The organism is Streptomyces mangrovisoli (assembly GCF_000974985.2).
Lineage (GTDB): Bacteria > Actinomycetota > Actinomycetes > Streptomycetales > Streptomycetaceae > Streptomyces > Streptomyces mangrovisoli.
Window position 1 is genome coordinate 1 of sequence record NZ_LAVA02000046.1, and the last position, 19,544, is coordinate 19,544.

Sequence of the window (19,544 nt, forward strand, 5' to 3'; positions counted from 1 at the left end):
GCCCCCGCATTCATGCGGGGGAGTAGTCACGTGAAGGCGCTGTCGGAGTTCGCCGCGGCAGGGTTCGACACGGTGTACGTCAACCAGATCGGCAAGGACCAGCAGGGCTTCTTCGACTTCTACCGCACCAAGGTGCTGCCCGAGCTGCGCGGTTGAGAGGAAGAGGAGCTGGGGGCGCTCTCCGGCGTGGCGGTCAGCCCCCTCCGCCCGCCTGGGGCGCGGGCGCCTGGAGGCGTGCCGCGAAGACGATGATGTCGTCGTCGGGGTCCTCTCCGAAGAGGTCCACCAGGTGGGCGCACAACTCCTCGGGCTCGCCGGGTCCTTCCGCCACGACGGCGCTCAACAGGTCGAGTCGCTCGTTGAGTTCAACGTTGCGGGTCTCGACGAGCCCATCCGTGATCATGACGAGCCGGCTGCCCGACTCGATGTCGTGGCAGGCGGCCGCGGGCTGCGGCAGGCCCAGGCCCAGGAGCGGTCCGTGTTCCCGCAGGTAGCGGGGCGTCCCGCCGGGCCCCAGGAGCAGGGGCGGCAGGTGCCCCGCGTTGGCGACGTGCAGCCGGGCGAGGTCGGCGTCGACCAGGACGATGCACACGGTGGCGGTCCATCCGGGCTGGTGCAGGCGCAGCAGATGGTCCAGGTGCTCCAGCAGGACGTGTGGGGCGAGGTTCTGTGCGGCGTAGGCGCGCAGGGCGTGGCGGATCTCGCCCATGACCATGGCGGCCTGGAGGGAGTGGCCCACGACGTCCCCGACGGCGAGGAGCAGGCCCTGTGCGGTGGTGACGGCTTCGTAGAAGTCGCCGCCGATCTCGGTCGTGGCGGCGGGGAGGTAACGCACCGCGAGTTCCGCGCCGGGGCTCCGGGGCAGGCTCGCGGGCAGGAAGGTGCGCTGCAGGGCCAGGGCGAGTTCGTGCTCCTGCCCGAAGCGTTCCACCACGTCCTTGTGCTCGGCCGTGAGTTCCGCGTAGAGCGCCATCACCCCGGCGTTGGTCTCGGTCAGTTCCTCGTTGAGGCGTTCCAGTTCGTCGCGTTGGGCATGGGCTTCCTGGAGCGCGTTGATCAGGTCGCGGGACTGGGCCTGGAGGTCGTCGATCGCGCTGGCGGGGCCGTCCGACTCCAGGCGGGCGAGGACGTGTTCCACCGCCAGGTCGCGGGCGGCGAGTTCGGGGATGCGGCAGACGATCTCGATCCGGCCGCCGTCCGGTTGATCCGGACGGTCGAGTGCCGGCTCGTAGCGGGTCTGCGGCAGCAGCCGGGTCACGGCGGTCAGCGACTCGCCGCTGGGGGTGCGGTCGTGCGCCAGTGCAGAAGGGTGCGGAGCGCCGCCGGTTTCCGTTGCAGGCTAAACATGGCGGTCATCGCCGAGGGGCGCAGCAGATCCCGGCCCAGTTCGCTCACCGCGGTGGCCAGGCGGACCTGGTCGCGGTCGTCCAGACCGACGGCCGAGGCGATGGTCTTGGCGTGCCGGCGCAGGGCGAAGATGTCCTGCTCGGTGCTGAGCGGCGTCACCAGCAGGGCACTGGCGCCCGCGGTGCGGCGGTGGACGCGCGGGGCGGGTGGATTCACCGTGCCGCCTTGGCGATCACCGCGCTGGCGTCGTCGCGACGGGTTCCGGCCTGCCGCAGCAACGCGGCGGCGATCAGGGCGGGCGGGTGGTGGAGCAGGCCGGCCAGGTCGCCCGGGGCCCAGCGTTCGCTGAGGCCGTCGGAGTGCATCACCAGGACCCCGTGCCGCGGCAGGTGGTGCTCGTAGGTGCGCAGTTGGTGTATCTGGTGGCCCGTGATGCCCGGGTGGGAGAGCAGCGTGGTGCGGCTGGTGCCGGTGACCAGGGCGGCGGTGATGTTCCCGACGCCGCAGAACAGCAGGCGGCCGTCCGGCTCCAGGCGTGCGACGGCCACCGCCGCGCCGCGGGTTCCGCGCAGGGCGCGGTGTACCTGCTCCACGGTCTCCTCCGGGGTGCGGGCGGTTCCCGTCCGAAAGGCGTGCACGGCCGCCTGGGCCGCCACGGCGGCCATCGGGCCGTGGCCCAGCCCGTCGCAGGACATGACCAGCACACCGGTGCCGGGCCCCGCGGCCGCGGCACGCACCGCCGTCGGGCGACCGGTGCGGCCCGGGCGGCCAGAACCGCCGGGGCGCACAAAGGGGTCCGCGGCGGGGGGTGTGGGCGGGTGGGGTTCGGACGGACGCGGTGCGGGCGAGTGGGGTGAGGGTGGGCGCGGTGAGGACGGGTGCGATGAGGGCGGCCGGATCCCTGTCAGGGCGGACCAGCTGACGCCGCCGGACGCCGACGGGGCTGGGGTGTCGCCGATGTGCGGGGCGCGCTGCCGCTCACCGGTGTCCGTGCGGGCGGCCCAGGCGTCGCCGCAGACCTGCTCGCCGCCGATGGGCCGGGTGACACCGCCGACCACGGGCTCGCCGGTCGCCGAGGGATCCGCGGGACGCGGCCAGAAACGGGCGAGTTGCACCGTGCCGAGGCCGGGCTGGGAATGGATGTGGAAGGAGTCGGCGAGGCGTCGGACCGCGCCGAGGCCGATACCCAGGGTGCCTGCCGTCGACATGCCGTCCCGCAGGGCCGCCTGCACGTCGACGATCCCCGGGCCGCCGTCCACGGCCAGTACTTCGACCCCGGCAGTGGCGTGGTTACGCACCACGCGCAGCAGCAGGGAGCCGTCGACGGCGTGCTTGGCGATGTTGCCGGCCAGTTCGGCCACCGCCAGGACGAGCTGGGAACTGCGCTGCTCCCCCAGGCCGATGCGCCGGCCCAACGCGGCGGCCGCGCCGCGGGCGGCTTCCGGCTGGTCGCGGAACCAGGCGACGTCCTCGCAGTCCATCAGGGGCGGGGCGTCCGTGTCCGTCATCGCGCCCACTTGGTGACGGTCACGGTGGTGCCCTGTCCGGGAACGGTCTCCAGCAGGAATTCGTCGACCAGCCGCTTGGAGCCGGACAGCCCGAGGCCCATCCCGGCGCCCGAGGTCCAGCCGTCGGTCAGCGCCAGGTCGACATCGGGGATGCCGGGGCCCCGGTCGTCGAATACCAGGCGCACCCCGCGCCGGCCGCGTTCCTCCACCAGGCCGCCGGTCATGGTGCCGCCGCCGCCGTGGATGAGGGTGTTGCGGGCCAGCTCGCTGGCGGCGGTGATCAGCTTCGTCTGCTCCACCAGGGAGAAGCGGCACTGCTGCGCGAGGGCCCGTACCCGCTGGCGCGCCTGCACCACACCGGCGTTGGCCGTGATCTCCAGCGTCTGCGAGGCGCTGGAGGCGCCGTTCACAGGCCTGCCGCGGCATCCGGTCCGACGCCATCGGCGCCGGGACCGGCCGCGGCGTCGGGCTCGGGCTCCTCGAGGGACTCGGCGCGCGCCCGTTCCAGCAGGCGCAGGCCCTTGTCCAGGGACAGCGCCGTCCGTACGCCGCCGAGGGACAGGCCGAGCTCCACCAGGGTGATGGCGACGGCCGGGCGCATACCGACCACGACCGTCTGCGCGTCCAGCAGCCGGGAGATGGACGCGATGGTGGCCAGCATCCGGCCCACGAAGGAGTCGACGATGTCCACCGCGGTGATGTCGATGACCACCCCGTGGGCGCCGGTCTCGACCACCTCGGCCGCCAGTTCGTCCTGAAGGAGCATCACCGACTGGTCGTCCAGGTCCGTCTGGATCGACACCAGCAGGACGTTTCCGATCTGCAGGATGGGAACGCGTTCGGTCACCGGGCACCGGCCTGCGGCGCCGTGCGGGAGAGCGTGAGCCCGGAGCGGCGCAGCGCGTGCCTCAGGGCGTCGGCCAGGGTGGCCTTGGTGACGATGTCGCCGAAGTTGATCCCCAGTGCCACGATCGTCTGCGCGATCTGGGGCCGGATCCCGGAGATGGTGCACTCGGCGCCCATCAGCCGGGCGGCCACCACGGTCTTCAGCAGGTGCTGGGCGACCTCGGTGTCGACCGCGGGAACGCCGGTGATGTCGATGATGGCCTGCTCGGATCCGGTGTCGATCAGGGCCTGGAGCATCTTCTCCATGACCACCATCGTGCGCGCCGAGTCCAGGGTTCCGACCAGCGGAACACCGATCACGCCGTCCCACAGCTTCACGACCGGCGTGGACAGCTCCAGGAGCTGCTCGGCCTGCGCCGAGATCAGCTCCTCGCGGGTGCGGGTGTAGACCTCCATGGTGAACAGGCCCAGGGTGTCCAGCAGCGTGGAGAACTTCAGGTAGGCCTGGAGGTCGCTGTCGTCGCCGGACAGGGCCGGCTCCAGGACCTCCTTGAGGGCGAAGACGCTCACCGCCGTCTCGGTGGGGGTGAAACCCTGGTGCGCGCGGTTGCGCGACAGTTCGGTCAGCAGCGCGCGGACCTCGCCGAACGCTTCCCCGCGGCCGTCCATACCGCCCTCGGCGAGGGCTGCCACGAGCGCCGTGTAGATCTCCTTCAGCTCCCGCTGGACCTCGGCTCGGCTCACCCGCCCGCCCAGGGAACCGGCGACCTTGTCGGACCATTCGGCACCGAGGTCCTCCCCCCGGACCGTCAGCAGACCGACCAGACGATCCGACACGCTTTCAGCAGCCACAAAACACATCCTTCTTCGCAGGCGGCCAAGCGGCCTGTCCGAAACCATCGGCCCTTCGTGTGACCTGCGAACGCCGCCCAAAACCGTGATGTGCGCCACGCCGGATGGCCGCTCGCGACCCACGGGCGGGGGCGCGTCGCGACCGGCCTCGACGGCGCCGGTCCTTCCCCGCCGTCCCGACGCCGCGCACGCGCGGCAACTGTGTTGTTCATCCCGGGTTCTGGAACACGCGGAGGACGCGGTGCGCGGACGATGGTGCTGCCGGTGCGCCGGCTGGGCGAGGAGGAGTTCCGCGGCGAGGGCGGCCGGCTCCTGCTCGCGGGCAACGCCCTGCACGCCGACCTGGCGCCGGAGGCCGCGGGCAGCGGCGGTTTCGGATGGCGCATGTCCATGCTGGGCCAGACGCACGGCTTCCCCGTCCCGGCCGGCGGCTCGGGAGCGCTGAGCGGCGCGCTCGCCCGCCGTCCGGCCCGACGCGGCGGCGGCGTCCATGGGGCCCCGGGCGCTGATGCCGCACGGGCCGCCCTGCGCCGCCACCGCACGGCCGCCCTCTCCCGCCTCCAGAACCGGCTGACCCACCGCGACCGCGGGGGCCGACGATGACCGGGGAACAAGATGTTGCGTGAATGAACGACGGCAGAGCGGGTAGAAGCGCGCTCGCACACCAGAATGACGAGGACGGGGGCAGTGGCATCTCATGGCTGACGGTGACGGCTGTCCCGAACCGGACGGCTGTCTGCTGCGCGCCGGCCACGCCCTGACCGGGAACGACGGCTGCATCGCCGACGCCCGCCACCGTGTCACCGCCTTCCTGGAACAGGCCGTCACCGCACACCGGTTGACCGTCAGCGACCGCGTTCGCGACCTGACCCGGCTTGTCGTCAGCGAACTGGTCACCAACGCACGCAAGTACGCCCCGGGACCCATCCTGATGGAACTCGCCATCGACGCCGACCATGTCGAGGTGACCGTGTGGGACAGCGACCCCACCGTCCCCACCCCGCGCGGCGCGGACCCGGGCAGGATCGGCCAGCACGGCCTGGAGATCGTCCAGGCCGTCACCGAGTCCCTGCGCATCGAACGGGGGCCCGTCGGCAAGCGCGTCACCGCCCGCCTCGCCCTGGCCGACCCGCCCGCCGCAAGGGCGTAGCGCCAACGCCCTCGGCAGGCGGAACCCGGCAGGTGGCGGTCAGGACCAGGGCCGCCTGGTCGTCGTCGATGCCGCGCCCGCCTGTGAAGGCGCCCACGGCCCCGGTCAGGGCGTCGACGACATCGGCGGCGGGCCGGTGCGCGGTGGGCCGATGCTCGGCGGGCCGCTACGGGCCGGTCACGGCGTCGGCGAGGCGTTGTCCACCGAACTCCCGCCAAAGGCGTCGCGGGGCTCGGTGATGCCGTCGGTGTAGAGCAGCAGGCTCTCGGTCAGCCGGTGGGCCTGCTTGGCCTGGGTGGTCTCCACTCCGGTCACGCGCACCCCCATGACGTTGCCGCGGACGTCCGTGCGGGGCTCGCACGAGGTCGAAGAACGCCTCCCGCGCCCGCTCCCTCTCGCCCAGCAGCACCCGGGCATCGCGCGCCGTGCGGGGCTTGCTGGTGCGGTACACCTGGTCCAGGAGGGCGATGAACCCCCTGCCCGGCCAGTTCCGGCAACAGCTGCCCGGCCGGAGGCCGGTGCGGACGCGCCCGCTGTCGCCGACCGCGGCGATCACCGGACCGCCCCCGCCCCGTCGCCACTGCCATCGCCGTCGGCCAGGGCGATGCGGGCGATGACGCGTTTGCCCGCCGGCTCGCGCCGCACCTCGAAGCGCTGCGCGACGGCCCGCACGATCTCCAGGCCGTGCTGGCCGACCCTTCCGGCGTCCGCCGCCCGCGCGGCCGGCAGGGCGGGATCGGTGTCCCGTACGACGACCTCGACCGTGCCCGCGACGACACGCAACTCCAGCAGGACAGCTCCGGGGGCGTACTTGCGGGCGTTGGTGACCAGCTCGCTGACCACCAGCTGCGTGAGGTCCACTACACGCTGCGCGACGGGAAGCCCTCGCTCGCCGCGGACGCCCGCGAGGAAGGCCGCCGCCAGATGCCTGGCCCGCGCGATGTCCGTGCCGTCCCCGGTCAACGACACGCCGGTCCGCGGAACTTCGCCGTCGACTTCCGTGTGCTCCCCCGCTCCCGGGTCCTGGCCTGGCCTCATCACGCTGCCGTACTTACCCCCTCACAATTTCCGCCGCATACCCGGGTACCTCCCGCCCACACCCGGCCGGCCGTGTCGCATCCGCCACATGCCGTCCACGCCCCACGTCGTGCGGGGCGGCACCCACCCGGCGTGTCGGTGTGCCAGGATCAGCGCCATGGCTGAGGAAGAGACCACGGGCGGCGCGGACGCCGGGAAGCCGGGCGGGTTGACGGTGACGACAGCCACCGCCGACGGGGTCCGCGTACTGACCGCGGTCGGAGAGATCGACCACCACACGGGCGGCCTGCTCCGCGAGGCACTGGACGCCCCCTACGCGCCGCGCGCCCGGATCGTGGTCGACCTGGGCGGGGTCACCTTCATCGACTCCACCGCCCTCAACATCTTCATCGCCGCCCACCGCGACCTGGACGACGCCGGTGGCCGGCTGCGCCTGGCCGCGGCGTCCGACTCGGTGATGCGTACCCTCGCCATCGTCGGCGTGGACACATTGATCGACTGCCGCGCGACGCTCGCTCACGCGCTCGGCGACTGACCTGGCGTCCGCTCGGTGAAAGTTGCTCTACCCTACGAACTCGCACGCCCTGGCGCGGCGCGCCCCGGTTTCAGGCAGCGGAGCCGGACCACCGTCCGCACATGTCCGCACTCATCGGCCGCGCGCCCGACGACATGACTGCTGCGCCATGCCCGGGAGCCCGCGAGGCCCACCGGGACTGATCGTTCGCTAGTTCATGGCCGGCGACTCCACCCGGACCGGCCCGAGGTCCCCGGCCGGCGCCAACTCTCCCGCGCCACTGCCGGTTTCGCCCGCCTTCCGGCTCCGGCAGGATGAGCACATGCTCATCGTGATCGGCGGACTGCCCGGCACAGGCAAGACCACCCTGGCGCGCCTTCAGCGGTCCATGTCTGGACGACGGCGCCGCGGGCGGAGCCGGGAACGCGGCAACGGTATACATCGCTGACCAGTGACGTAGGTCCAGGTTGAATACGCGGTTCACGCGCTCTTCAGGGTCGATCATGCTGGCCCTGCCGACGCGCCCGTCCCACCTGGCCCCGGATTGATCCCGCCTCCCGCTCCTACCGCGGGCCAGCCTCCCGTTTGCTATGCGCTGGTACCGGCACATAGCTACAGTGCTGGTATGGGAAAGCAGACGAACATCCGCCTGGACGAAGAGGTCAAGGCAGCCGCCGAGGACCGGGCCAAGCGCCGGGGCCTGAGCCTGCAGGGGTACGTGGCCGACCTGATCGAGGCCGACCTCAACCAGTCCCGCGCAGCCTTCATGGCCGGCGCCGCATCGTTCCTGGCCGCGTACACGGACGCATTCGATGCCGAAGTCGGCGAGGACCGCTACCCCGGACTCCCGGGCACCCCGGCGAAGACGGCGCCCAGGGACGCCGCGTGAACCTCCGCATCGACCTCGCGTGGATCCTGGCAGTCGCGCAGCAGATTCCGGGAGACCCCCAGGTCGTCGACTACGGCGTCCCCGTAGCCGCCGAAGCACGTCACCGTGCGGAGATCCTCGACCACGAGGTCTACCCCGAGCCCCACCACAAGGCCGCCGCACTGCTGTGCGAGCTGGCGAGAAACCCGAGCCTCCAGGTGCGGAACCTCCTTTTCGCAGCAACCGTGACCGCCGCCTACCTCTCCGCATGCGGCCTCCCGGTGAGCCCCGGCCTGGACACCGTCGTGCCCCTGGCCCGCGCGGCCCGCGACGGGCTCCCCGTACGCGATGTCGCCGCCCAGATCAAAACCTGGACGAGCTGACCCAGCCAGCTCTTCCCACGGCCCGCACCCAGTCCGGTTCTGTTCACACGGCCTGATGCAGGTTCGGGTGATGGGTCAGAATGTCACCCGCTCACGCATCAGAACCCGAGCAAGTCCAGCGACACCGGGTACAACATCTTCCGCATACCGCAACTCCCCCGACAACGGGCAGGGGTTTCGCGTGGCTCAGCCGTCGGACATCGAGCGCGCCCCTACGATCACGGGCGAAGTAGCGCACACAGCCACCTGCGGGGCCTTCCGCAGCCCTCCCACTACGCCACCGAGGACTACCGCGTGCTGTGAACGCTGGGCGGCGTGGGAGTCGGCGTCCTCGTCATGATGCTGGCAGACGTGCTCGCCAAACACACCACCCGGACCTCGCCACGACCGGCCTGAGTCCGTGAGACAGCCCGCCGCTCCGCACCCCTCGTCCCTTGGGAGCACCGGCCCCGGACGCCGCGGCGACCAGATCGCTGCCTGGTCACTGGAGGCCGCCCGTGCCCACGGCGGCGCCGACTGCGAGCCACCGCCGAAGACCCTGACCTCGTCATCACCGTCGCAGGCACCACCAATCGGCCCAACCGCCTTCCATGATCGGGTGGATATCGGCCGGGACACACCCTCGATTAATCCTGCTCTCACCGAACACCTACTCCTACCTGCTGTAGTACCCGCATGCGGGCCAAGCCCGGATCCCGCGCCACCCGGGATCCGGACCGGACGAAGGAGGTGGGCACCATGGCCGACGCCCACGGCGCCCGGCTGCGGAGTACGGCGGACCGGCGGGTGCCGCCCCCGGCATCGGGCCCGGCATCGGGCCCGGCCGACGCCGGGCTGCAGGCGCACCGCGGGATGACTCTGCTGGCGACCATCAGCCTGTTCATCGGGACGCGCGCCGCCTGGACCGACGCGATCAGGACCAAACCGGCCGTCGCCGCTGTCATCTCCCTCGGCTACGCCTCCATCCTCGCCTGCGGTGTCCTCGCCCTCCTGGTACGCCGCCAACGCTCGCTGATCCGGGTGGACGCCGCCGTGCTGATCACCGCGATCACCCTCGTGACCTGCGGATACCTGCTCGACCACGCGGGCACGGACGAGGGTGTCCTGACCGCCCAGGCGGCGAACGAGATCCTCCACGGCCACGTCGTCTACGGCCGGGCCTGGCCCTGGCTCTTCGGGACCCACTCCGTCGGCATCACCAAGACCATGTCCGGCGGCGCCGACTACACCTACGCCTATCCTCCGCTCACCGCACTGATCGCCGCCCCCGTCCACGCCGTCGTCCACTCCACGGCCGCCGCCACTCTGGTCACCACCGGGGCGCTGCTCGCCTCCACGGTGCTGCTGTGGGTGCTGCTGCCACCGCTGTGGCGCTCCGCCGCCACGGCCGTCTGCCTCGGCTTCGGCTTCCTGCCCCACTACGCCTACGACGGCTATCCGGCGATCACGGCGCTCGCGCTGCTCATCCCGGTGGTGGTCCGATGGCCGCAGACCGGCGCGGACGGTCGTCTCGGCACCCCCGGAGTCCTGCGGGCGGTCTGCCTGGGCGCCGCGTGCGCCGCCCAGCAACTCGCCTGGTTCCTCACCCCCTTCCTCCTCATCGGCCTGTACGCCGTCCGGCGCGGCGAACTCGGCCACCGGCGGGCCCTCGCGGTGGTCCTGCGCTACGCGGGCACGGCCGTGCTCACCTGGTCCGCGATCAACGCCTACTTCGCCGCCCAGGACTTCTCCGCCTGGCTGACCGGCACGTTGCTGCCGCTCAGCCAGAAGGCGATCCTGCACGGCCAGGGCGCGATGGGCATCTCCTACTACATGACCTCGGGCAGCAGCCGCCTCGACTTCTACTCCTACGCCAGCGTGCTGCTCCTGCTCGGACTGCTCGTCGCCACCTGGCTGTTTCCCCGCAGACTCGGCCCCGCCGTCACCGTCCTGCCATGGACCGCGTTCTACCTGGCCACCCGCTCCCAGGACGGCTACTTCCTGATGATGACCCCGCTGTGGCTGGCCGCCGCGGCCACCGCCCCGGGCGCCGCGTTCGCCCGCGCCTGGCAGCCGCGGCTGCCACGGGCCGCGACCGGCCGCCGCGCCAAGGTCGCCCTGACCACGGCGCTGCTCGCACCAGCCCTGGTGTGTGTCGTGGTCGCCGCCGCCAGCCCGCCGCCGCTCCACATGAGCCTCACGGCCCGCTTCGCCACCCACCGCGCGCACCTCGGCATCACCGCCCTGCACGTCCGTGCCCGGAACACCACGGGCAGACGGCTCACCCCGCACTTCGCGAGCCGCACCGGCCAGGGCGCCTCCAACTGGTGGACCATCGCCGCCGGGCCCGCCGCGCTGGCCCCGCACTCCTCCGCCGAATACGTCGTGACTCCCCCGGGCGGCTTCCGCAGGGTGAAGCCGCGGACCTATCTCATCGCGGTCACCGGCACCCCCATGACGATCACGACGGTCCGCGTCCCCTCGACGGCGGCCTCGGCCGCCCGGTGAGCGGAGACCTGTGCCCCGCGACACTCGGTACGGCAACGGTTCTTGTAGTACAGCAAGGGAGCTTCCTCCAGCGGCCTCGACGTCCTCGTCGCCCCACCGTTCCCACGACCTGCTTCAGCGCGAGTTCAGGTGGAGGAGGTGAGGACCGAGTCGTCTTCCGGACGGGCCCCGGGCAGCTGAAAGCGGGCGGCGATCGGGGCGGCGTCGATATCGCGGGTGCCCGTGGCCACGCACAGGGTGTAGGCGACGTCGTCCATGCGCTGGCGCACCTCGCTGCACCCGTTCTCGGCATGCAGGACCCGCAGCGTTTCGTACTGTTCGATCAGGCTCGTCAGAACTGCCGGATGTGCCATGAGCATGAGGGCCTCCCTGATTCCCCGCCGAATGGCGGGTGGCGGTGCAGCCGCCGGGTACCTCGTTCTGCCGTGCGCCATGCCCGCGCAGCACAACCGGATTCACGAACGACCCTCCCGCGTCCCCCACACCCAGGGCCCCACCGACGGGCGGTACCGAACAGGGCGGCCGGGCATCCCCGGCCGCCGCGGGAGTCACTCGCCCCGACACCCGGGGCCGACAGGGGCGGGGATGCCGCTCCCTCGAGCGATATGGAACGTCGTTCATCGACGAACTCGGCCTCTGCCGCATCCTGGGACCCGGCGGCGGTCGCTTCGGCGCGGAGACGTCCGTCCGGGAGTGGCTCGGGCATTGCCCGGCTCGGGAGATCCGGCTCATCGGTAGGCGCGTGATTGTTTCGCCTCGGGGGCCGACGGGGACCCGCACGGCACGCCGTCGGCACGCCGAAGCAACGCCTGGCAAGGCCGGCGGGAAAGCGACCGTTCCACCTGGCCCAGGCGGAACGGCTCTCCTGGGGCGTGCCGGAGCCAAGCCTCGTCGCGGCCTTGCAGGAGTCCAGCCTTTTGCGCCCTCTTCATCGGGCATCACCGCCACGGAGCGACATCAAGGGAAGTCACCATGAAGGCAGCGGTATACGAAGGACCGCGAACGGTCACCGTGAAGGACGTACCGGACGCGAAGATCGAACATCCCTGCGACATCATCGTCAAGATCACCACCACCAACATCTGCGGTTCGGACCTGCACATGTACGAGGGCCGCACCTCGTTCGAGTCCGGCCGCACCCTGGGACACGAGAACCTGGGCCGGGTGGTGGAGATCGGCCCGGCCGTCCGCAAGGTCCAGGTCGGCGAGTACGTGGTCCTGCCCTTCAACATCGCCTGCGGCTTCTGCAAGCAGTGCGAGCAGGGGCTGACGAACTACTGCCTGACCATGCAGCCGGAACCGGCCCTCGCGGGAGCCGCCTATGGATTCGCCGAAATGGGCCCCTACCAGGGCGGCCAGGCGGAGTTGTTGCGTGTGCCCTACGGCGACTTCAACGCGCTGCGTCTGGGCGAGGACGCCGCCGAGCGGCAGACCGACTACGTGATGCTCGCCGACATCTTCCCCACCGGCTATCACGCCACCGAGATGGCCCACGTCAAGCCGGGCGACCAGACCATCGTCTTCGGGGCCGGTCCGGTCGGGCTGATGGCGGCCTACTCCGCCCTCCTCAAGGGCGCCGGCCGCGTCTGGACGGCCGACCACCAGCCCGACCGGCTGCGCATGGCAGAGGAGATCGGGGCCATCCCGATCAACACCGCCGAACAGGACCCCGCCGAGGTCGTCAAGGAGGCCACCCTCGGACTCGGCGCCGACAACGGCTGCGAATGCGTCGGCTACCAAGCACACGACCCCCAGGGACAGGAAGACGCCGGCCTCACCCTCAACGGACTGATCGACTCGGTCAGGTTCACCGGCGACATCGGCGTGGTGGGCGTGTTCCTGCCCCAGGACCCCGGCGGCACGCAGGCACAGAGTGAGCTGGAAGCGCAGGGCAAGATCCCGATCGACTTCGGCATGATGTGGTTCAAGGGCCAGCGCATGGGCACAGGACAGGCCCCGGTGAAGAAATACAACCGGGCGCTGCGAGACCTGATCGCCGGAGGGAAGGCGAAGCCGAGCTTCGTCGTCTCCCACGAACTCAGCCTGGACGAGGCCCCCACCGCCTACGAGCATTTCGACGCCCGTGACGAAGGCTGGACCAAGGTCGTCCTGCACCCCGACGGGCACGGCAACGGCCACAAGCGGTAGAAGATCCGTGGCCGACGTGCCCCCTCGCCACCTCGCTGGCGCGCACGCGCGATCAACGCTGCTGAGCACCGCCGCCACGACGACCGCGCCGCCGGCCCAGGTCGACGAGGACCGAGTGGTCCCCGGACCAGCCCTCGACGTAGCCCTTCCCGGCTTCCAGACCTCCGGTCGTCACCGGCACCGTCACCGCAACGGCGACGGCGACGGCGACGGCGACGGCGACGGCGACGGCGACGGCGACGGCTACCGGGATCTCCTTGAGGACCCTGCGTACGCCCGCGCCGGCAGCGCCTGCGGGTGGCGACTACGACCTGGCCGGGTTGCTGCCCGGTTCCTTCACGATGCGGTCGCCGGCCGCCAGCGACTTCCACAGCCCGCGGTCGACGCGCACCTTGACACGCCGCCCGTCGGCGAGCCGCACCTTGGCGAAGTGGTAAATGTTCGCGCCGTCGAGCATGCCTCGCGACTTGCCCTCGACGATGCCCTCCCAGGCGTCGTCCGGTCCTGGTTTGCGAGATGTGAACATGCCGCAATCGTACGAAGGAAGACAGCCGCGCCGCAGTGTCACCAGGCACCCGTTCCGCCGTACACCTGTCGCCCGCGGGGCCGTACAAATGTCCCCGACGGGACCACGGCCTCGTCGCGCGTGGCGACAGAGCGGGCGGATTGGTCCGCCGGACGGACGCGACACATTTCGACCAACTCGAAGGAATGACATGCGCCTCGGCCACTCCCCCCACCATCACAAGGCGGTACGACGCTCGAAACGCCCGGGGTCGTGGCCGGACGGCCGCTGACCTGGCTGCGGCTCAAGGCATCACCACGGCCGCGATCGTCGTCTTCGCCGGCCCCGGACCGGTGTGGCGGCTGGTCCCTGCTCTGTTCGTCGTCCAGACCGTGCCGCTGTCGCTCCGACGGCTCCTCCCAGGGTGGCGGAGGTCCGCGGCCGGACGGAGAGCGGATCTCGGTCGCGCTGCGGCCGCGCGCCACCCTCCGGACGGATCAACGCGCCGTCGCCTCGCCTGCGGGCGGCGCCCCGTTCCGGGGACGGCCGACTGCGGGCGAGGCCGGCGGAAGGCTCGTCGAGGGCGGGCCCAAGGTGGGGGCGAAGGCGACGGCACCGGTCGTTCCCCGGCCTGGGTGGCATCTGCGGGAGCCGCGCTGCCGACGCGGTCCCGACGCCTTCATTCGGCGTACAACTGCGCCAGGGCGTCGGCGTACTTGTCCCGGATCACCCGCCGCCGCAGCTTCAGCGACGGGGTCAGCTCGCCCGTCGTCGGGCCCCACTCCTCGCTCAGCAGGCGGTACTTCTTGACCTGTTCGGTCCGGTTGAGCCTGGTGTTCGCGGCGGCCACCGCCCGCTCCACCTCGGCGAGCACCTCCGGGTGCGCGGCGAGCGCCGCAAGGTCGCCCTCGATGCCGTGCGCCGCGGCCCAGGCGGGGGCCGCCTCGGCGTCCAGTACCAACAGGGCCACCAGATAGGACCGGTTGTCGCCGTGGACCAGGGCCTGCCCGATCAGCGGGTGTTCTTTGAGGGTGTTCTCCACCAGCGCCGGGGAGACGTTCTTGCCGGTCGAGGTGATGATCATCTCCTTCTTGCGGTCGGTCACCCAGACGTAGCCGTCCTCGTCGATCCGGCCGATGTCTCCCGTGTGCAGCCAGCCGTCGTCGTCCACCGCCGGGTCGACCGAACCGTCCGGACGCAGGTATCCGGCGCACACCGACGCGCCCCGCACCTCCAACTCGCCGTCCGCGGCGGTGCGTACGCTCACGCTGGAGACGGCCCGTCCCACCGAGCCGAGCCGGAATCCGGACTTGGGGCTGTTCCCGGTGGCGACCCCCGTGGTCTCGGTGAGCCCCCAGGCGTCCATGACGACGATGCCGAGACCGGCCCAGAACCGCACCACGTCCAGCGGCATCGGCGCGGAGGCGCTGGCCGCCCAGGTGACCCGGTCCAGCCCGCCCTTCGCCAGTACCGGCAGCAGGATCTGTTCCCGGCAGCGGGCGTAGAACGCTTCCAGCTCGGCGGGCGGCCGCTCCCCGCGCTCACGGAACGCCACGTGTTCACGGGCCACCGCCGCGGCCTCGTCCACCGCCTTGCGCTGTTCTTCCGGCAGGGCGGCCAGCGCGGTACGGATCGCGACCGCGAGCTTCTCCCAGATGCGCGGCACGCCGAAGAACTGCCGCGGGCGCACCTCACGCACCAAGGGAGCGACGGCGGCCTGATCGGCGCACAGGTGGACGTGCGACGCCCGATGGCAGGGCAGGTAGATGCCCAGCATCCGCTCCGCGATGTGGGCGAAGGGCAGGTAGCAGATGTGCTCCACATGCGCGGGCAGCTCCGCCACGTCGTCCAACGCCCGCGCGTTTGCCAGAACTTGCGCGTGGGTCAGGACGACGCCCTTGGGTTCCCCCGTGGTGCCGGAGGTGTACACGACGGTCAGCGCGTCGTCGGGGCGGGCCGCGTCGAGCGCCTTGTCCAGGTGGTCCGGCACCGGTTCCGCGAGCAGCGCGGCACAGGGCAGATGGCCGCCCTCCTCGCCGGGTTCCGCCACCACGAGCCTGGTGAGCGGGGTCCGGTCGTCGTCCAGCAGGGGCGCCCACACGTCCACCTGGGCCGCGCCCTCCACGACCGCCACCGCCGCCCGGCAGTTGCGCGCGATGTGTGTGATCTGCCCCGGCGCGGCGGTGCCGTAGACGCTGACCGGCACGGCGCCGAGGCGGACCAGCGCGAGATCGGAGAGCCAGTGTTCGGGCCGGTTGCCCATCATCAGCAGGACGTGATCGCCGCGGGTGACGCCCAGTGCGGCGTAGCCGGCCGCCAGACGCCCGGTGTGTTCGCGCACCTGCGCCCAGGTGAGCGTGCGGTTCTGCGCACCGCCTCGTTCCTTCCAGGAGAGGGCGGGCAGGTCGCGGTGGAGGCGGGCGTTGCGCTCCAGCAGCTGCGGGAGTGTGGACACGGCCGGTTCTTCCCGGTCGGCGCGCGGTGCTGATGTCATGACGGCCTCCTGGCGGACTGAAGCGGTGCGGGTGCGATCGAGCGGGTGCGGCACAGCGGGATGCGGTGGGACGGGGTGCGGAGGAAGGGCGTGCGGAGCGAGGAGTTGCGAGGCGACGGGACTGCGGCGCAGCGGAGCGGCGTGGCGCCGGACGACGGGGCGGACCCGCCCGGGGTGCTCTCCGGGCGGGTCGGCGGCGGCCGACGCCGGGATCGCTCCCGCGCCGGCCCCCTTCCTACGCCTCCGGGCCGCCCGCGTACAGCGCTGCGGCACGTGTGATCGTGGCATGGGCCTCACGCACGATCCGCTCCACGATGTGCCGGGCAGGCGCGATGTCGCGCACCAGCGCCTGGGACAGGCCGACGGACCAGATGCCCGCCTCCAGGTCGCCGTCCTCGAAGACCCGGCGGCCACGCGCCCCGCTCACCAGCTGCTGTACGTCGGGGAACGTCCCGCCGTCCGCGAGGATGCCTACGACCTCGTCGCTGACCGAATTGCGGGCCACCCGGGCGGTGTTGCGCAACTCGCGGAAGATGAGACGGGTGTCGAGCTCGGCGGCCTCGACGATCCGCTGCTTGACCGCGTCGGCGACCGGCGCCTCCGTCGAACACAAGAAGCGCGTGCCCATGTTGATCCCGTCCGCGCCGAGCACGAGTGCGGCCGCGAGGCCGCGGCCGTCGCCGAATCCGCCCGAGGCGACGATCGGGACGGTGAGGACGTCGGCCGCCGCGGGGATCAGCACCAGCCCGGGGACGTCGTCCTCGCCGGGGTGTCCGGCGCATTCGAAGCCGTCGATCGACACCGCGGCCACGCCCAGCCGCTCCGCCTTCACGGCGTGCCGGACGCTCGTGCACTTGTGGATGATCCGCACGCCGTGCCCGGCGAAGAACTCCATGTGCGGCTCGGGACTGGAGCCCGCGGTCTCGACGATCGTCACCCCGCAGTCGACGATCACCCGCCTGTACTCGTCGTACGGCGGCGGGGTGATCGTCGGGAGGATGGTGAGGTTGACGCCGAACGGCTTGTCGGTGAGTCTGCGCGTGCGCTCGATCTCGCGCGCCAGGTCCCCCGGCGTGGGCTGGGTGAGGGCCGTGACGATGCCCAACGCTCCGGCCTCGGAGACGGCGGCGGCGAGCTCGGCCCGGCCGACCCACATCATCCCGCCCTGGACGACGGGGTGTTCGATGTCCAGGAGGTCGGTGAGCCGGGTCCGCAGCCGGGCCGGGGCGAGCACGCCGTCAGGCATAGATCTCACCGCGCTCGGCGCGCTCCACCAGCGAGTCGGGCGGCAGGAATCGGTCGCCGTAGGCCGCGGCGAGTTCACGCGCCCGGTCGACGAAACCGTTCAGGCCGCCCTCGTACTGGTTGGCGTACTGCAGGACGCCGCCCGTCCAGGCGGGAAAGCCGATGCCCTGGATCGAGCCCACGTTGGCGTCGGCCACGCTGGTCAGCACGCCCTTGTCGAGGCAGTCGACGGCGTCGAGGGTCTCGGCGAAGAGCATCCGCTCCTGGAGGTCCCGGAGCGGCAGGACGCGCTGCCCGGAGCCGTAGCGGTCACGGACCCCCGGCCAGATGCCGAGGCGCTTTCCGGACTCGTCGTACTCGTACCACCCTGCGCGCTCCCGGCGGCCGACGCGTCCCTGGTCTAGCATCCAGTCCACCACCGCCTCCGAGGGGTGCTCGGTCCAGGTCCTGCCCTCGGCCTCCTCGGCGGCACGGGTCTCCACCCGGATCCGCTGCGTCAGTGACAGGGTCAGTTCGTCCAGCAGTTGCAGCGCGCCGGCCGGGTAGCCGGCCTGGAGGGCGGCCTGTTCGACGCTGGCGGGCTCGACGCCCTCGCCGACGGCGGCGACGGCCTCGGCGATGAAGCGGCCGATCACGCGAGAGGTGAAGAAGCCGCGCGAGTCGTTGACGACGATGGGGGTCTTGCCGATCTGCAGGACGTAGTCGAAGACCTTGGCCAGCGTCTCGTCGCTCGTGCGCTCACCACGCACGATCTCCACCAGGGGCATCTTGTCGACGGGGCTGAAGAAGTGGATGCCGATGAAGTCACTCTCCCGCTCGACGCCCTTGGCCAGCAGGGTGATCGGCAAGGTGGAGGTGTTGGACCCGAGCACGGCATCGCGCTCCACGATCTGCTGGACCTCCTGGAAGACGCGCTGTTTCAGCGGCGCCGACTCGAAGACCGCCTCGATGACGAAGTCCACCCCGCCGAAGTCGGCGGGGTCGGCCGTCGTGCGGATCCGCCCCAGCAGGGCCTCGGACGTCTCCCGGGTCGTCCTCCCCGCTGTCAGCGCCTTGGACTCGAGGCGCCGGGCGTAGTCCTTGCCGTCCTCCGCGGCCTCGGGGCTGACGTCCTTGAGCACGACGTCGATGCCGGCCTTGGCGCTGACGTAGGCGATCCCCGCCCCCATCATGCCCGCCCCGATGACCCCGACCTTGCGTGCGGCGAAGCGTTCGAAGCCCGCCGGGCGGCTCGCGCCCGCGTTGATGCGCTGCAGGTCGAAGAAGAACGCCTTGATCATGTTCTTGGTGACCTGACCGCCGAGCAGGCTGACCAGGTAGCGCGTCTCGATCAGCGAGGCGGTGTCGAAGTCGACGTGGGCGCCCTCGACGGCGGCGGCCAGCGCCGCTCGCGGCGCGGGCATCGGCGCTCCCCTGGTCTGCTTGCGCAGCAGGCCCGCGAGTGCGGGCAGCGTCGCCGCGACCCCCGCGGCGCGTACGTCGCCGCCCGGCAGCCGGAAGCCCTTGACGTCCCAGGGCTGGCGGGCCTCGGGGTGTTCGGCGATCCAGGCCCGCGCCCGCGAGTGCCCCTCCTGGGCGCTCTCGACGAGTTGGTCGACGAGGCCGAGCGCGAGGGCCGCCCGCGGGGTGAACTTCGTCGCCGGCAGGATCACCTCCGACAGCGCCTTGTGCAGGCCGAACATGCGCACGGTGCGGGTGATGCCGCCGCCGCCGGGCAGCAGTCCGAGGCCGACTTCGGGCAGGCCGAAGCGGCTGCCGGGCAGGCCGGTGGCGATCCTGTGGTGGGCGCAGAGGGCGACTTCGAGGCCGCCGCCCAGTGCGGTGCCGTCCAGGACCGCCACGACCGGCCTGCCGAGCCGCTCGAGCCGGCGCATGAATCCCTTCATCCGGTTGATGTAGTCCGTCTCCTCGGCCGCCCGGTCGGCGCTGCCGGCGCTGAGCCGGTTGAGGTCGCCGCCGGCGAAGAACGTCTTCTTCGCGGACACGAGCAGCACCCCGGTGACGCTGTCCCGTTCGGCTTCGAGGCGCGGGACGCATTCCTCCAGGCCGGTCATGAAGGCGTCGTTCATGGTGTTGACCGACGAGGTGGGGTCGTCGAGGGTGAGGGTGACGATCCCGTCGGCGTCGCGGGCGTAGCTGATGGCGGATGCGGTCATCTC

At 71.8% G+C, this 19,544-nt stretch carries 20 protein-coding genes and 1 pseudogene; 7 read left to right on the top strand and 14 right to left on the bottom strand.

Features of this window, described 5'->3' with window-relative positions; translation table 11 throughout:
* Positions 1–193: 193 nt before the first annotated feature.
* From WN71_RS20160 to WN71_RS20185, 6 genes are read right to left on the bottom strand one after another with little or no spacing between them, the layout of a single operon-like run.
* A complete protein-coding gene (locus WN71_RS20160) occupies positions 194–1,258 on the bottom strand; it encodes a PP2C family protein-serine/threonine phosphatase (RefSeq protein ID WP_052742880.1) in 1,065 nt (354 codons plus the stop codon).
* Positions 1,259–1,263: 5 nt separating this feature from the next.
* On the bottom strand, positions 1,264–1,563 hold the full coding sequence (locus WN71_RS20165) for an ATP-binding protein (RefSeq protein WP_046581895.1): 300 nt from the start codon (positions 1,561–1,563) through the stop codon (positions 1,264–1,266).
* Positions 1,560–2,855 (bottom strand): ATP-binding SpoIIE family protein phosphatase, encoded by a 1,296-nt coding sequence (locus WN71_RS20170; protein WP_107469709.1) that lies wholly within the window; start codon positions 2,853–2,855, stop codon positions 1,560–1,562. The genes WN71_RS20165 and WN71_RS20170 overlap by 4 nt, the downstream gene beginning before the upstream one ends.
* A complete protein-coding gene (locus WN71_RS20175) occupies positions 2,852–3,265 on the bottom strand; it encodes an anti-sigma regulatory factor (protein WP_046581899.1) in 414 nt (137 codons plus the stop codon). The genes WN71_RS20170 and WN71_RS20175 overlap by 4 nt, the downstream gene beginning before the upstream one ends.
* On the bottom strand, positions 3,262–3,702 hold the full coding sequence (locus WN71_RS20180; RefSeq protein ID WP_046581900.1) for an STAS domain-containing protein: 441 nt from the start codon (positions 3,700–3,702) through the stop codon (positions 3,262–3,264). Before WN71_RS20180 ends, WN71_RS20175 begins: the two co-directional genes overlap by 4 nt.
* Positions 3,699–4,553, bottom strand: coding sequence for an STAS domain-containing protein (locus WN71_RS20185; RefSeq protein ID WP_240529699.1), 855 nt, complete (start codon positions 4,551–4,553; stop codon positions 3,699–3,701). The genes WN71_RS20180 and WN71_RS20185 overlap by 4 nt, the downstream gene beginning before the upstream one ends.
* A 162-nt stretch (positions 4,554–4,715) precedes the next feature.
* Here WN71_RS20185 and WN71_RS20190 point away from each other — a divergent pair.
* Together WN71_RS20190 and WN71_RS20195 are read left to right on the top strand one after the other, a co-directional pair.
* Positions 4,716–5,042: pseudogene (locus WN71_RS20190) on the top strand (NAD(P)/FAD-dependent oxidoreductase); the annotation flags it as partial.
* A 208-nt stretch (positions 5,043–5,250) separates the two neighbouring features.
* Positions 5,251–5,703, top strand: coding sequence for an ATP-binding protein (locus tag WN71_RS20195; RefSeq protein ID WP_046581905.1), 453 nt, complete (start codon positions 5,251–5,253; stop codon positions 5,701–5,703).
* Positions 5,704–5,880: 177 nt separating this feature from the next.
* On the opposite strand, the gene WN71_RS41960 is transcribed toward WN71_RS20195, so the two are convergent.
* Both WN71_RS41960 and WN71_RS20200 read right to left on the bottom strand, forming a co-directional pair.
* Entirely contained in the window at positions 5,881–6,018 is a 138-nt protein-coding gene (locus WN71_RS41960) for a hypothetical protein (protein WP_167382937.1), read from the bottom strand.
* Between the two features lie 237 nt (positions 6,019–6,255).
* Complete coding sequence (locus tag WN71_RS20200; protein ID WP_046581907.1) at positions 6,256–6,741, bottom strand: ATP-binding protein; 486 nt, start codon at positions 6,739–6,741, stop codon at positions 6,256–6,258.
* A gap of 157 nt (positions 6,742–6,898) precedes the next feature.
* Between WN71_RS20200 and WN71_RS20205 the strand changes: the two genes are divergently transcribed.
* From WN71_RS20205 to WN71_RS20220, 4 genes are all read left to right on the top strand, one after another.
* The gene (locus tag WN71_RS20205; RefSeq protein WP_079177973.1) at positions 6,899–7,276 is read left to right on the top strand and encodes an STAS domain-containing protein; all 378 of its coding nucleotides are present in this window, start codon (positions 6,899–6,901) and stop codon (positions 7,274–7,276) included.
* Positions 7,277–7,880: 604 nt separating this feature from the next.
* Positions 7,881–8,144 carry a hypothetical protein gene (locus tag WN71_RS20210; RefSeq protein WP_240529700.1) on the top strand — a complete coding sequence of 88 codons (264 nt, stop codon included), beginning with the start codon at positions 7,881–7,883 and terminating at the stop codon, positions 8,142–8,144.
* Complete coding sequence (locus tag WN71_RS20215; RefSeq protein WP_046581908.1) at positions 8,141–8,506, top strand: hypothetical protein; 366 nt, start codon at positions 8,141–8,143, stop codon at positions 8,504–8,506. Before WN71_RS20210 ends, WN71_RS20215 begins: the two co-directional genes overlap by 4 nt.
* A 738-nt stretch (positions 8,507–9,244) precedes the next feature.
* The gene (locus WN71_RS20220; RefSeq protein WP_338058689.1) at positions 9,245–10,993 is read left to right on the top strand and encodes a hypothetical protein; all 1,749 of its coding nucleotides are present in this window, start codon (positions 9,245–9,247) and stop codon (positions 10,991–10,993) included.
* Positions 10,994–11,118: 125 nt separating this feature from the next.
* On the opposite strand, the gene WN71_RS20225 is transcribed toward WN71_RS20220, so the two are convergent.
* The gene (locus tag WN71_RS20225) at positions 11,119–11,352 is read right to left on the bottom strand and encodes a DUF5133 domain-containing protein (protein WP_046581909.1); all 234 of its coding nucleotides are present in this window, start codon (positions 11,350–11,352) and stop codon (positions 11,119–11,121) included.
* Between the two features lie 613 nt (positions 11,353–11,965).
* Between WN71_RS20225 and WN71_RS20230 the strand changes: the two genes are divergently transcribed.
* Complete coding sequence (locus WN71_RS20230) at positions 11,966–13,141, top strand: glutathione-independent formaldehyde dehydrogenase (RefSeq protein WP_046581910.1); 1,176 nt, start codon at positions 11,966–11,968, stop codon at positions 13,139–13,141.
* A gap of 52 nt (positions 13,142–13,193) precedes the next feature.
* On the opposite strand, the gene WN71_RS43245 is transcribed toward WN71_RS20230, so the two are convergent.
* The 5 genes from WN71_RS43245 to WN71_RS20250 all read right to left on the bottom strand — a co-directional run bounded on the left by WN71_RS43245 (position 13,194) and on the right by WN71_RS20250 (position 19,541).
* Complete coding sequence (locus tag WN71_RS43245; protein ID WP_276208119.1) at positions 13,194–13,316, bottom strand: hypothetical protein; 123 nt, start codon at positions 13,314–13,316, stop codon at positions 13,194–13,196.
* Positions 13,317–13,445: 129 nt separating this feature from the next.
* Positions 13,446–13,667, bottom strand: coding sequence for a DUF7489 domain-containing protein (locus WN71_RS40970; protein ID WP_046581912.1), 222 nt, complete (start codon positions 13,665–13,667; stop codon positions 13,446–13,448).
* Positions 13,668–14,325: 658 nt separating this feature from the next.
* The gene (locus WN71_RS20240) at positions 14,326–16,140 is read right to left on the bottom strand and encodes an AMP-dependent synthetase/ligase (RefSeq protein ID WP_046581914.1); all 1,815 of its coding nucleotides are present in this window, start codon (positions 16,138–16,140) and stop codon (positions 14,326–14,328) included.
* 235 nt (positions 16,141–16,375) lie between these two features.
* Complete coding sequence (locus WN71_RS20245) at positions 16,376–17,386, bottom strand: NAD(P)H-dependent flavin oxidoreductase (RefSeq protein WP_046581915.1); 1,011 nt, start codon at positions 17,384–17,386, stop codon at positions 16,376–16,378.
* A complete protein-coding gene (locus WN71_RS20250) occupies positions 17,379–19,541 on the bottom strand; it encodes a 3-hydroxyacyl-CoA dehydrogenase NAD-binding domain-containing protein (RefSeq protein ID WP_046581916.1) in 2,163 nt (720 codons plus the stop codon). The genes WN71_RS20245 and WN71_RS20250 overlap by 8 nt, the downstream gene beginning before the upstream one ends.
* Between the last annotated feature and the right edge of the window lie 3 nt (positions 19,542–19,544).

What these genes read in the sequence shown, in the direction of transcription:
- WN71_RS20245 (WP_046581915.1), bottom strand. Translation starts at nt 17,386, where the DNA reads ATGCCTGACGGCGTGCTCGCCCCGGCCCGGCTGCGGACCCGGCTCACC.
- WN71_RS20205 (WP_079177973.1), top strand. Translation starts at nt 6,899, where the DNA reads ATGGCTGAGGAAGAGACCACGGGCGGCGCGGACGCCGGGAAGCCGGGC.
- WN71_RS20250 (WP_046581916.1), bottom strand. Translation starts at nt 19,541, where the DNA reads ATGACCGCATCCGCCATCAGCTACGCCCGCGACGCCGACGGGATCGTC.
- WN71_RS20195 (WP_046581905.1), top strand. Translation starts at nt 5,251, where the DNA reads ATGGCTGACGGTGACGGCTGTCCCGAACCGGACGGCTGTCTGCTGCGC.
- WN71_RS20225 (WP_046581909.1), bottom strand. Translation starts at nt 11,352, where the DNA reads ATGCTCATGGCACATCCGGCAGTTCTGACGAGCCTGATCGAACAGTAC.
- WN71_RS20220 (WP_338058689.1), top strand. Translation starts at nt 9,245, where the DNA reads ATGGCCGACGCCCACGGCGCCCGGCTGCGGAGTACGGCGGACCGGCGG.
- WN71_RS40970 (WP_046581912.1), bottom strand. Translation starts at nt 13,667, where the DNA reads ATGTTCACATCTCGCAAACCAGGACCGGACGACGCCTGGGAGGGCATC.
- WN71_RS20170 (WP_107469709.1), bottom strand. Translation starts at nt 2,855, where the DNA reads ATGACGGACACGGACGCCCCGCCCCTGATGGACTGCGAGGACGTCGCC.
- WN71_RS20210 (WP_240529700.1), top strand. Translation starts at nt 7,881, where the DNA reads ATGGGAAAGCAGACGAACATCCGCCTGGACGAAGAGGTCAAGGCAGCC.
- WN71_RS20230 (WP_046581910.1), top strand. Translation starts at nt 11,966, where the DNA reads ATGAAGGCAGCGGTATACGAAGGACCGCGAACGGTCACCGTGAAGGAC.
- WN71_RS20240 (WP_046581914.1), bottom strand. Translation starts at nt 16,140, where the DNA reads ATGACATCAGCACCGCGCGCCGACCGGGAAGAACCGGCCGTGTCCACA.
- WN71_RS20200 (WP_046581907.1), bottom strand. Translation starts at nt 6,741, where the DNA reads ATGAGGCCAGGCCAGGACCCGGGAGCGGGGGAGCACACGGAAGTCGAC.